The 12,873-nt window shown below is 38.2% G+C and carries 9 protein-coding genes; 1 reads left to right on the top strand and 8 read right to left on the bottom strand.

The genetic code is table 11. The features are described 5' to 3' along the window. Window positions 1-58: 58 nt before the first annotated feature. Window positions 59-937, bottom strand: a complete 879-nt coding sequence (locus HPT25_RS19255; RefSeq protein WP_246277232.1) for a proline iminopeptidase-family hydrolase — start codon at window positions 935-937, stop codon at window positions 59-61. Window positions 938-1,699: 762 nt separating this feature from the next. Between HPT25_RS19255 and HPT25_RS19250 the strand changes: the two genes are divergently transcribed. Beyond that, window positions 1,700-2,563 carry a thermonuclease family protein gene (locus HPT25_RS19250; protein ID WP_173067879.1) on the top strand — a complete coding sequence of 288 codons (864 nt, stop codon included), beginning with the start codon at window positions 1,700-1,702 and terminating at the stop codon, window positions 2,561-2,563. Between the two features lie 92 nt (window positions 2,564-2,655). On the opposite strand, the gene HPT25_RS19245 is transcribed toward HPT25_RS19250, so the two are convergent. The 7 genes from HPT25_RS19245 to HPT25_RS19215 all read right to left on the bottom strand — a co-directional run bounded on the left by HPT25_RS19245 (window position 2,656) and on the right by HPT25_RS19215 (window position 12,802). Continuing rightward, a complete protein-coding gene (locus HPT25_RS19245; protein WP_173067876.1) occupies window positions 2,656-3,180 on the bottom strand; it encodes a hypothetical protein in 525 nt (174 codons plus the stop codon). A gap of 12 nt (window positions 3,181-3,192) precedes the next feature. After that, window positions 3,193-4,329: a glycosyltransferase family 4 protein gene (locus tag HPT25_RS19240; RefSeq protein ID WP_173067873.1), complete on the bottom strand. Its 1,137-nt coding sequence runs from the start codon at window positions 4,327-4,329 to the stop codon at window positions 3,193-3,195. Further along, on the bottom strand, window positions 4,326-5,054 hold the full coding sequence (locus HPT25_RS19235) for a glycosyltransferase (protein ID WP_173067870.1): 729 nt from the start codon (window positions 5,052-5,054) through the stop codon (window positions 4,326-4,328). Before HPT25_RS19235 ends, HPT25_RS19240 begins: the two co-directional genes overlap by 4 nt. Before the next feature lie 10 nt (window positions 5,055-5,064). Further along, a complete protein-coding gene (locus tag HPT25_RS19230; protein WP_173067867.1) occupies window positions 5,065-7,089 on the bottom strand; it encodes a tetratricopeptide repeat protein in 2,025 nt (674 codons plus the stop codon). 77 nt (window positions 7,090-7,166) lie between these two features. After that, window positions 7,167-9,095 carry a tetratricopeptide repeat-containing glycosyltransferase family 2 protein gene (locus HPT25_RS19225; RefSeq protein WP_217269761.1) on the bottom strand — a complete coding sequence of 643 codons (1,929 nt, stop codon included), beginning with the start codon at window positions 9,093-9,095 and terminating at the stop codon, window positions 7,167-7,169. A 7-nt stretch (window positions 9,096-9,102) separates the two neighbouring features. Then, window positions 9,103-10,800 carry a glycosyltransferase gene (locus HPT25_RS19220; protein WP_173067861.1) on the bottom strand — a complete coding sequence of 566 codons (1,698 nt, stop codon included), beginning with the start codon at window positions 10,798-10,800 and terminating at the stop codon, window positions 9,103-9,105. Then, window positions 10,763-12,802, bottom strand: a complete 2,040-nt coding sequence (locus HPT25_RS19215; protein ID WP_173067858.1) for a TPR domain-containing glycosyltransferase — start codon at window positions 12,800-12,802, stop codon at window positions 10,763-10,765. Before HPT25_RS19215 ends, HPT25_RS19220 begins: the two co-directional genes overlap by 38 nt. Between the last annotated feature and the right edge of the window lie 71 nt (window positions 12,803-12,873).

Here is a 12,873-nt window from a genome sequence, read left to right as displayed (position 1 = left end):
GGAGAATTTTTAGATATCAAAGAAAAAGGAGATGATGCCAAACACCACCCCTTTCTTACTATTTAGACTCTTCATCAACAGATTTCAAAAATCCCCTAATGACAGACAGGTATTCTGCCGGTTCCTCTAGATACGGCATATGGGCGCTTTGCTCAAATACATGGAATTTCGAATGTGTAACAAGGCTGCTGTAATAGTTAGTTGTTTCAGGGGTTGCTTCATCATAGCGGCCACATGTAAACAAGGTTGGACAAGTTAATTCTTTTAAATTTGATGTACAATCAAAGGTTTTTAAGTTACCAAGAACCGTAAATTCAGAAGGTCCCCACATCACATTATATACTTCAGGATTCCTATACTGGGAACTTTGTTTCTTAACCTCAGGATCCATCTGAATTCTGCAGACAAATTCTTTATTAAATTCCTCAATGGCTGCTTTGAATTCTTGGGAATCCGTTGTTCCATTTTCTTCACATCTTCTAATCAATTCCTGCGTTTCTTTTGAGAGCTTTTTTAAATTCCGTTTTTGATCCTGTTCCCATAACGGAGCGCTTAAACAAGGGCTGGAAAAAATAACACTTTTCACTCCTAATGGCTTCGTTAAACAATAAGCTGCAGCAAGGGTGGTCCCCCATGAATGACCAAGTATATGTACTGTATTCAGATTCAGTGAATGCCGCACTTGGCCCAGCTCCTCAACAAACCGATCCAGTTTCCATAGTGATTTGTCTGTTGGCCTTTCGGACCGTCCACAGCCTAATTGGTCATAAAATATGACCGGCCTGTCGACACAAAGCTCTTTCAAACCCTGAAGAGAAAAACAAGATGAGCCGGGTCCTCCATGCAAAATAATAACAGGCACTGCCTCAGCTTCTTTATTGAATAATTGATACCATACCTTTCCCCCATTTACCTCAACGAACCCTGCTTCAACCAAAACATTCTCCCCTTTGTAAACATTTATACGAGCACTAATAAATATTAGAATACCATATAAAGTGTTTACAAAAAACCTGACTAAAATCATTAAAAATATACAAATTTGATCAAAAACTACTAAACTTATATTTCATTCATATTAAAATTTTTTACTTAATATTACAATTTAATCCAATAATCCTATCGCCAATAATTGTCTCGTCAAATTTTTCAGAACTTTGGTAATAAATCATATCGCAAAATGGCAAATAATGTCGGTAGAAAACACTTATCACTCATATTAGGAATTGGTAAAATAAATTTTGTTGGTTTAACGTAAAAAAAGATTGAAGGGATTGTGTCATTTTGTCTAATGAAATTGCTTTCTATAAAGGTGTGGAATGTAGAATTATTTGGAATTACGGTAACGGATTTTGTGAAATATCAGTTTGTGAAGAGATTATTTTGGTGAATGAATCCGAATTAACCATCCCAACATTTTGTTAATTTCTGTCATTCACAAGACTTCTATTGTCAAATTATCTTATCATTTTTAGTCGGAAATACACCAAGAAACAAACAATTTTTCCTTCATTCATCTTATTTAAAAATATTGTTCATTTGCAAAATAACGACTCTCCATTTTTATAAGCAAACAGGAAAATTACGAAAATTGCAAAATGATCCCATTTATACTTTTTTGCACTATAATAATAAGTAGAAACTATTCTATTAATTTATATATAGGGTGGCATTTGAAGAAGATTTGGGGGAGTCAAAAATGAAAAAATTCTTTAAGACGGCAATTGTTGCCTTCCTTCTGCTTAGTCTGGCAGCTTGTAACCAGACCAATAGCGCAAATAATCACAACAAAATGGAAAAAAGTGTCGATAATACATCTAAAACTGAAAAACCAGAAGCGGATACAAAAAACACAAATGATCAGTCTCAAACACAGACGTCCAATGGACAAGTTCCCGTTACATTAGTAGACGCTGTCGATGGTGACACAATAAAAGTCATTTATAATGGGAAAGAAGAAACAGTACGATATTTGTTAGTGGACACACCTGAAGAGAAAAAACCAAACACCTGTGTCCAGCCTTATGCAGTCGATGCTTACAATCGAAATAAACAATTACTTAGCAACGGAAATTTGACCCTCGAATTCGACAATGGAAATAAAAGAGATAAGTATGGCCGCCTGCTTGCCTATGTATTCATAAACGGCAATTCCGTACAAGAGGAACTGCTTAAAGAAGGCTATGCACGAGTTGCCTATATATATGAACCGACCTACAAATATTTAAATGAATTCCGTAACGATGAAAATCTTGCCAAGAACAGAATGCTGAATATATGGTCTAAGCCAGGGTATGCAACTGATCGTGGATTTATTGGCTGTGTGAATTCATCATCCACAACATCTCATAGTACATCAAACACCCAAACCCATTCGTCACCTAAAAGTACGAATACAACTTCAACTACATCAATAGATACAGGCACAGTTAGCGGGACGACAGAATTCTTTTCCAACTGTACGGAACTTCGTAAGAAATACCCAAACGGCGTTCCTAAAGGACATCCTGCCTATCAAGCAAAGTTGGATCGCGACCATGATGGTTATGCCTGTGAAAGATAATAAAGCGATGAGATCTTCCTCTCATCGCTTTTTAGTACTCTAATTAGTCTCATTAATGCACGAATATAGCAAACATAGAAATCTTTCATCATTCAAGAAACAGGGCTCACCTCTGCCCAACCTATTGTAATTGCCATGGTATTCGTACCACCCGATAAACTCTGAAGATCAATAATCAGTTTATTATTGGGGGGGATGACAATTTCCCCCAGTTCATCATCTTCAATTGGTCCTCCTGTCTGAATAATGGTGCTAAATGTTTGCCCGCCCACAGCCGGGTTTACACTACTGACGGAAAATGTTGGAATTAACTGACTGGTATTAGGATAACCAAAATTGGTATTAATTGGTGTAAGTGTGGTTCCACCCGTAACTGTGCCATTACGAAGTAAATGAACAGCAGTATTCACCAATGCTCCCCCAAAAATCCTACCTATCCTGGCCGTATATACGGAAGTACTGGGATTATTAAGCTGAACAGCAACAAAATTATTGGCTGGAACTGAGACAATTCCAGTAGTAATTCGGTAATTCACCCCGTTTTCTGCACTGCTAGCTGCTATATTTTCAACAGTTAGAGGATCGCGCAGGTCCGAAAATACATTATAATTGGGCATCGGAATCTCCCCTTATCTAAGTTGTAAATAGTTATCGATGAGAGCTCGCCAACGATTCTGCCAAATTTTCCTGTCATAGGCCAAAGCTGTTTCTCTGGCATGGGAAGCAATCTTGTCGCGTTTTTCTTCGTCCTCAATCAGCATAGAGATAGCATCTACCAGGCGATTCGTCGTGGGAGTAATTAGAAATCCATTAAACCCGTCAATAATAATATCATTGAGCCCGCCAACATTCGACGAAATAACAGGTAAACCTGTGCTCAATGCTTCTAAACATGAGAGTGAGGTTCCCTCCGAAAAAATTGTTGGAATCACGGCAATATCCGCCTCTTGATAAACTTTTGGCATCTGATGGAAAGAATAGGACTGATGATGTATTCTTTTTCGATTAGGATGCACCATTAACCAATACTCAAATGTCTTGCATATCTCAGTCTCCTGAATTGTTTCGCCAGCAAATATGAATTCGCTATGCGGGAATTTTTCCAACAGGAGATCGGCAGCCGCCATCATTGGCAGGATGCCTCGTTCATGGCTGATTCTCCTTGGAAAGAGTACCCGAACCTTTTCATCCAAGGATTTTTCCTTAACACCAGGCATAAACCGCTCCGTTTCTACAAAATTGGGGATTAGTTCGATTTTTTCAGGGTCGTAATAATAACAAACGGAACGGCAATAGGATAAGAAATGGGAATCCACCGAGACAATTTTTGAAAGCTGATGTATCGCTCTCTGAACATTTTCTTTCACTTGTTCCTTTGCCTCACCAACTAAATTAATCCGGTCCCAATTGATCCCGTGACAAATCCCTAGGCTTCCTTCGCGATATTGGATGGAATGCCAAATGCAGCTTGCATAAATGAGCTGTCCCTTCGCAATATGTGCCATCTCATTAAAAATATCGGGTATCTTTTCAAGATTGTCACAAAAATGCCCCGTCACCTTAGTTCCCGAAATTTCAGTGTCCTCTAATACGATTTGAAATGGTTCATAGAATGAGAGTTGATGAACTTCTACTTCAATTTCTTTCTCTTTCAACAATAGGCAAAGCTCATACAGATATCTTTCCAATCCGCCACCATATAGCTTATGAATCCGGTTATTATATGCGTCTAAAAAACTGTGGGTTAAAATCGAAACTTTTTTCAAGTCAATTCTTCCTTCCATTCGATAAGATTCGGATTAGGATCAAGGATCGACTGATAATGCTCCAGATTCCCCCATTTCCCCTCTGGATCGACACTCATATACCGCTTATACTTTTGAAATCTTTCCTCCTCCGTTCCGGCCCATCCAAAATGTTTGACACGGATATCCGTTGCACAGCCTGGCAGCGCATTATAGGACAACGGGAGACGGTGGACATGATGGTCTTGCTGTAAGAAATAGTACGGAAAACCTGGTAGATAACGAGTCAGCATCATCGTATTTCGATTGTGCAAGTTCCAGTATTGGTCTTCTCGGTAGTGGGTTCGTCCTCCCCAAAAATCATACATTCGGAAGCTGACCCAATCGAATTGGTCCTGATTTATCAAAGTGCGTACTTTTTGTTTAAATGCCGATTCGAAAACCTCATCAGCATCGATGGCTAAAATCCAATCAGGTTCATATTTACAAACTTCATGCCACAAACGGGTCCGCAATTCCCATTCCCGATTAAAATGGCTTTCAGTGAGCTGTACGATTTCTTTTACCTTCGAATAGGACTGACAAATTTCTACCGTCCGATCGGTACTGGCATCATCTACAATGACCATGTCGTCAACATACTCGTTCAAATCACTTAAAACTTCCTGCAAGTAGCGATTTTCTTCATTTCTTACCTGAAGGATCGCCGTTAGCTGATTATTTGCTGGTTTCCGAACAGGACGCATCGAATCCCTCCTATTGTCCTTTCTCTCCTAAAAATTCATCGACTGTCTTGATTCTGAGGATCCGGCTGAGGACTTGTTCATCATAACAAGCAGCCTGAAGATAACAATGAATAGCCCGATATTTATCACCGGAAAGCTCTTCCTTTTCACCTTGGATCATCCATTTTTCCATCTCAATCTTAGGCTCACTTTGCAAACAGGACAGATAGTAAAGTGCTTGATCATGGTTCATACAGTCTTTATAGAGCTGGTATTTGTCTTCATATGTTAAAGTTTCAGGCAAATTTTCATATAGATAGGCTGCATAGCGTATATCACCATTTTCACGGCAAAGCTCTGCTTGAATAAAGTGATGCTGCTGTTCAGCATAAAGCGATAAAAGCTTGTAATAAAGGTCTTTTTGTGACTGTGTCAAAGCGAGGATTCCATAAGAATTTAGGGCATCCTTTATCTTCCCCTGTCTTGCCTGAACAAGCGTAATCCAAGGATAATACTTTTTCAATCCACTGTTTACGTTAAAAACTATATTTCGGGAAAATGCCTGAAAGAAGTAGTGTTCCGCCTCTGCCCAATCCTCATTTAAGTATAAATATCTTGCTAATAAAAAAAGGTTCTCTTCATGATGAGGAGCCCATTCTAATGACTCTTTAAGATCATTGATTCTTTCCTTTCTCCAATTGACCGCCATCTGGTGGATCTTTAAAATGCCTTCTGTTCCTTCGTACTTTATTTCGTGTAAAACTTCCAATATTAAACCGTCTTTCTCAGAAAAAGTGGATAATTTCGAATCAAATATTGGCTGGGAATAAGGAGGGTCTATGCAGCAAAAAACAAGTGGGTATTTTAAACTCAAGTTAATGAAAGTTTCTTCAGATTCGGTAATGATCAAATTAGATTTTAAACATAATGCCTTCAAATAAAAATCAATATTCGGGTCTTTTTGATGGACGAGTGAATCGGGAATCATACTAATAACCACATTTGGATTCAATCTACCAATAATATTTACCCAGTAGGGATGGCTAACGATAGCGGCATAGTCCTTCGGATATATCTCTTCTATGACGGTATGAGGAGCATACGTAATTCCGTTTTCCTTCACGATTTCTTTTCTTGTCGTTACGTTAATTACGGGTGAATTAGATAGTCTTGAAATACCGGTACTTTTTGTCTCAGGTTGAGATTCAAGCAATACTAATTTCAGACTTGTGGTCTCCTCTGCCATTCTCGTTTCGTGAATATGCTTAAGATCTTGCAATCCCTGGGTGCCAAATCGTCGAATAATCCCTTCCAAGTTCTTGTTTGCCTCCTGCTCAATATTCGGCAGTGACATCCTTTGTGCCATTGTATAATGAAATACACACGATTGTAAGTAAGCTTTCGGCTTCCATGTTGCCGGCAGCCGTAATATATGAAAATAAGAAAGCAGCAAATAATCATCCTCGTATCCTTGCATTCCTGGCAGGTCTGATAATTGATAGCCGCCTATCTTTTTAAGATCACTGGAACGATGCATCACGGGATGAACAAATCCTTCCACCACTTTTGCTGTTTTATGTTCATCTAACACTGTTAACAATTGATCCATCGATTTCGGAATAGCTGTAATTGGAATCCCTTTTTTATACGGGTGCCATTCTCCACTTGCTGTTAAGATTCCAGGACACACACAGGGTTCGTTAGGATGGGTCTCAAGAAATTCTTGTAACGGATCCGTCCAATGGGGCGAAAAAATCATGTCCGGATGGATTTCCGTCAGGTAAATGCATTCTGGGTAATGAGCCCAAACATATTCAAAGCAGGCCTGCCTGGCGAATGGGATGCCGTCATTTTTTCCAGCTCCAATTATATGATACTTTTTAATATATGGTTCAATGACATTGGTTAAATCCGCGTTTGTGAGATTCCCTTGGTTATACAATATAACCATTGGATGTTCTTCAGATTTTGCCAAGCTCTCCAAACATGTAATCAACATCGAAAGATCGTCTTGATTTCGGATTAAAACAGGCATCGTATGAATCACAGCTTTCATCTTCAAACCTCCTTTCTAAAAACCGCATATGCAATTCAACAATATGCTTACGAAAAATCGATGATACCAATTGACTGTTAATTTGATAAGGATAAGGCGATCAGATCCACGTTTTCCCCATCATCTGTTAAGTGTCGAACATGCTTTTGCCCCCTTGAAATATATAATTGAGAGAGCAGCAGCCTGTTCAGGGCCTCCATCGGGGATTTTTCAATTAAATACATAAGGATTTCCTTTGCCTCTCTGTCCCTTCCAAGTTTCATCAATAATAGACATAAGGCTTGTGCCTCAATTACACTTAAACGTTGCCACATTGGATATAAGCGTTCAGTAATGTGTTGGATAAATTCAATTGGTGATCGATAAATAAGATAAAAATGTGACAATGGGATGTGATCAAGTTCTTGAGGTATACTTTTTTGCAAACGAATATAACCCTTGAAAAAGCCTGCTTCTAACATCATGAGTGTAGCAAGTTTAAGGATATTGACTGTTTGAGCATTTATTTCATACTGATCAATAAAATTCTTTAAGGCACGAATTTCTGGATAAATCGGGGCATATGCCAATAACCACTTTTCCTCTTCCTGCGTATTGTTAGTTTCATATAACATCGACCATTGAAATAACACCTCTTCCATAGTCAATTTTCGCTTTAGACACTGTAGAATATTTCTAGCCTGCTCTTTATCCCCTCGAATGGCAAGGAGGATGGCTTCTGCTATCGGTTTAATCTTATCCTCTAAATCTTCAAGAATTGGATAAGGAATAAGTTCCCAAACACACTCCACAAGAGATTCATTGCGAGTAGTGGTTAATTTTTTAATCAGGATTACCCATTGTTCTGCCCTCAATTGATATTTCCAAGCGTTCAGGTCTTCAACTAACTTTTGTGGACTAGGAGAGAGGGCTGACCATAAAACCCATCGGCGCCAAGCAGGTAAATATCTTGGATTAAGTGTCAAAGCGGTATGGTAGGATTGATGGGCTTCCTTATATTGTAGAAGCTTTTCTTGGACCAATCCAAGACAATAGACTGTTCGATAAGAGCCAGAACCTGCCTGAGTTGAATACCTAGTTCGATCTGGTTTAATGGCTATACAGGCAGAAAGTGAGTTTAAAGCATGCTGATACTGATGTTTGATTAGATGAATATCTGCTTTAACATCGTAAAGATCGGAAAAGTCGGGATAGTGGGAAAGACCGCTTTCTACCAACTGCAACGCTTCCTCATTTCGATTGAAATATCTTAATAGATGAACAGTCTTTAAAAGGATATCTGGAGCAAAATCCGCTTCAGGCGTAACGATTTCAAGTGTTCCTATAAAAGTTTCCAATGCGTCAGCATACGCTTCCGCCTGGATTTGTTCCACCCCGAGAGCATATTTCAAACGTAAATCATCCGGACGTTTCTTAAGTGCTTTTCGAATGATGCGGAGATTTCGGTTATTTTTCTTTTTACGAGCTAAAACTGATTCCAGGTAGCCGTAATGGAAAATCGTAAGCCCACTGTAGATAATCTGTAATCCTAATTTGTGAATCGAAGTAGTTACCTCTTCATGAATATCCCCGCTAAAATGGATGTTAGGATGATTCCGAAAAAGACGGCAAGCACTGTCTGTAAAATAGGAATTCTCGTCATATTCTCCAAAGAAGTTAATAAAATTAATGAAAAAACCGCCAATAGATGAATCGTTCATGGAATCTTTAATTCGCTGAAAGTTGCTTTCATATAATTCTTCATCTGCATCCAGAACTAATATCCATTCTTCTTTTGCTTCTTTAATTCCTAGATTTCTCGCCTTACTAAAATCATCATTCCAGTGAGATGTAATAATTTTTGCCCCAAACCGTTGAGCAACATCTGTCGTTTTATCAGTGGACCCGGTATCAACGATGATAATTTCTTGCACAATACCCTTAACAGAAGTCAGACACTTTTCCAGCGTTTGCTCTTCATTTTGGACAACCATACAAAGTGAAACAGATGGTTCGTTCACATTCATATTCCCCTTATTCTATAAATCCCTCATCAAATGGCAGGGTAATTTTGGCGGATTGAATAAGATTAGCTGAAGGATTGTTCTTTAAAACAGCATCGAAATGCATTTCCGCATTATAGGCAAGTGTATGAACAATTTGTAAAACGGAATGCGCTTGAAAATCTTCCTCCATTTGTGAGTGTTTTTCTTTCCACTTTTGAATGTATTGTTGAAATGCACGAAAATAACCGTATGAATATAGAATCCGCGCAATCCTTTCCGAATCGAGAATGGAAGACAAAGATTGACCATCTAAGCTTGGGACCAAGTTAACAGGTAGATGTGCCTCTTGGTCATTTTCATTTATGAAATGGAACAAATTGCATTGGTGCAAAAGTTGGGCAGCTTGTATTTTATTGCTATTTTCATTGAGCAATTCACACTCTTCTTTAATTTGCAGCCAATGTTTCAATTCCGGAGATTTACAGTCATATTTCGCCAACCAGCTTTCAATTAGATCCATGGCTGTACGATAGCAGTGGGTACGAAGTAGTATATTGAGGATAATTTGCCGTTCTTCATGTGATTCCATTTTAAATTTACGTTTTAATAATAGACGTAAATCTTGCTGCCGATCTGTGACTCTCAGTAATTGAAATATCCGGTAAAGCGGGCGGTAGCTATTAGGAGTATATTGATAGGATTTAAAATAGTTTTCCACCGCCCGGTCATCTTCACTTAGGCTTTCATGTACCAACCCAAGTAAATAATGCGTTGTGAAAGTTCCAATTCCAGCTTCCGTATGATATTTTCTCGTTTCTGATAGCTTAATTGCCCTGTTTAAACTCTTTTTTGCGGCAGGAAAATCCCCGAGAACCATATAGAACGATCCTTTGTAATGATGAAGATCCGTATAGTCGGGATATAAATGGATCCCCGAATCACAGCAGTCGATTGCTTCTTGTACTCGATTAAGTGCTGCTAAACAACGGGCTTCGCACTTATATAGAAGGTGGGTATAATTAATTTTAGGACTGACGAGACTTCTTGATTTACGAAACGCCTCCAGCGCTTTTTCAAAGTCTAAAAGCTGCAAGTATTCAATCCCAATATTATATAAATGGAAAGCATTATTTGGATTTTTCTCAAGCTCTTTTTCTAATAGCTTAATATTTCTAGCCGTCTTGTTCTTTTTCGAGCGAATCGATGGACTGTACCCATAGTGGTCAATACAAACATTCGTCATCACAAATCTTGCATCGGGATTGGCGAGTTGGATGCTTTCAGCAATTTGTTCATGAATTGGACCTATAAAATAATGTTCTTTTCGGTTGCGAAACATACGGATCGTTGGATTGACGCTCGCCTCTTTCCCTTTTTCCCCGAAATGGTTATACACCCTTAAAAAGTAAGCATCTGCATCCTGGTACTCTGCCCACATTTTTAATTCAGGGATCGAGTCCTTATTTATTTCTTCATCCGCATCCAAAAATAAAATCCATTCCCCTCTAGCCTGTTCAATTCCAAGGTTCCTCGCTGATGCAAAATCATTTTTCCATTCCGTTTCGACTATTGTTGCCCCATATTTTTTGGCAATTTCAATCGTTCGGTCTTCTGAACCAGTATCGACAATAATCATTTCTGAAACAACATCTTTTACACTATTTAAACAATTCTCCAAAAACTGTTCTTCATTTTTGACGATCATGCAGAGAGAGATGCTGCTCATTGCGATTCCTCCTTTGCCGTCCACGCCAATTCGAATGCCAACTATATTTATTTGATAGCTCGATCGCCAAATTGATCTTATTTAAATAACTCGTAAATAATGGATATTCCGGCAGCTTTTCACAAGAATCCTGAAGAAGCTCTTTTGCCTGCTGGTTGTAGCATAAGGATGCACCAATGCGGGCATTATTGTGATCAGGCTGATGGAGCAATACTTTTTCAAATAGAAGTGAAGCCTCTTCCCATCTGCCATAATCGTATGAGTATTCCCCGAGTAGAAAAATTCCTTCGTCATCAATAACCTTATCATTCATCAGCATGGATAAATCATCTGCAGCCTCATTCACGTAACCCTCATAATATTTCATTTTTGCCGCAAACAATTGAAAAAACGGATACTTACTAAGTAAGGACTTTAACACATTCCCTGCCCGCATGATGATCGCCTGATGAATAAAGTCTTTCAGGAATAATAAAAATTCCACGTTTTCCTCAATTTTAGAGGCATTTGGTATCAAATCTAAAATTTTAAGATAATAAAGGGGTTTAGTACTGGATTGTATAGCAGTAAGCATTTCTTTTGGAAATGGTTTGGAATTTTCCCAGTAAAAAACAAACATAGATTGCAGTACTGGATCTAAAAGATGAACCCCTTGTTTTAAAAATTTGGTGATTTCTTTTTGCGCCCTCTCACCATCCCCCATATATAAATAACTCAAAATGATATTTTCTTTACTAATGAAGGATGTATCCCCTAAATCTTGGAGTATTTCTAAAAATTCCAAATAACATCCGCTCGAAAAAAGAGCATTCGCTATATGGGGCATACATACCTGCCTTACTTGTATTTGAACTAGTGTTGGAGATAGGAGATGGGTGAGTTCTTTTTTTATCTCTTTATTGGAAATATTGTGTGCAATCAAAACATCACTAAATCCAAATAGTGCTTCGTAATAGAAGGGGCAGTGATTCAGAGCATTTATATAAAATTTAAGAGCATCAGCATTAGCATTCCACTTTAATGCGATATCCCCCATTAAAGTCCATGAATGAAAGCTGCCTTTACCATTTTCAAGAATGTATTTATTTGATGGTGTTTGTTGTGTCGCCGTTTGAAATGCACGAATGGCATGATCTTCTTCATTTTTATTAAAATGCGATACCCCTAAATAATAATGCAAGTCAGGATAGTTCGGATAATTTTGTAGTTCCGTCTTGAGAAAAGAAATTACAGTATCATATTTTCCTATTTTAATCAGAATTTTGGCTAAATCTTTTACCATAGTTGGACGGAAGGAAGTGTTCGTATCTACTTCATTTAAGGCCCTTTGAATGAAACTGACTGCTTCTTGGTTATTTCCCATTTGTTCATATGTAAGGCCCAAATGATATTTGTAATATGGTTGGTTAGGATTGTCTCTTAGGGCTGATTGAAGAATATTCAAATTGCGCTGTGCCTTTTGTTTCTGTTGCTGAATCTCCGGCAGGTATCCGTAATGAATGATTTTTGCTACTTCAATGGCTCCAATGCTTTCCTTAGAAACATCATGCTCTAAAATGGATGGAAGAATATCCTCATGAATTGGCCCTTTAAAATAATATTGAGGCCGGGAACGGAAAATCCGAATTGATGAATGGATTAGCTTCTCATAGGGAAGGGATCCTGTTAAACTCTCAATTACCACCCAAAATGCTTCTTTGTCAGAATCAACTATGCTTTGACGGATCTTCTCGAGATCACCTGTTATGATCTCATCTGCATCTAAAAAAATATTCCATATCGTATTTGATCTTTTTAATGAAAGATTTCGAACATATGAAAAATCATTTTCCCAAGTTGTTTCTATCACGGTTGCTCCGTATGATTTAGCAATATCGACTGTCCGGTCATTTGATCCTGTATCTACAATGATAATTTCATCTACAATACTCTTAACGCTTTCTAGGCAACGTCTTAAATGTTCCTCCTCATCCTTTACCACCATATGAAGACCTAATAGCATTAATTTTCAGCCCCTTACAAAAAAGGATGAGGATGACTACGATAAAAAGGTTTCAGCCCTCGCTTCAACAA

This window comes from Neobacillus endophyticus (assembly GCF_013248975.1).
Lineage (GTDB): Bacteria > Bacillota > Bacilli > Bacillales > Cytobacillaceae > Neobacillus > Neobacillus endophyticus.
This window is presented reverse-complemented; position numbering and strand designations above follow the sequence as displayed.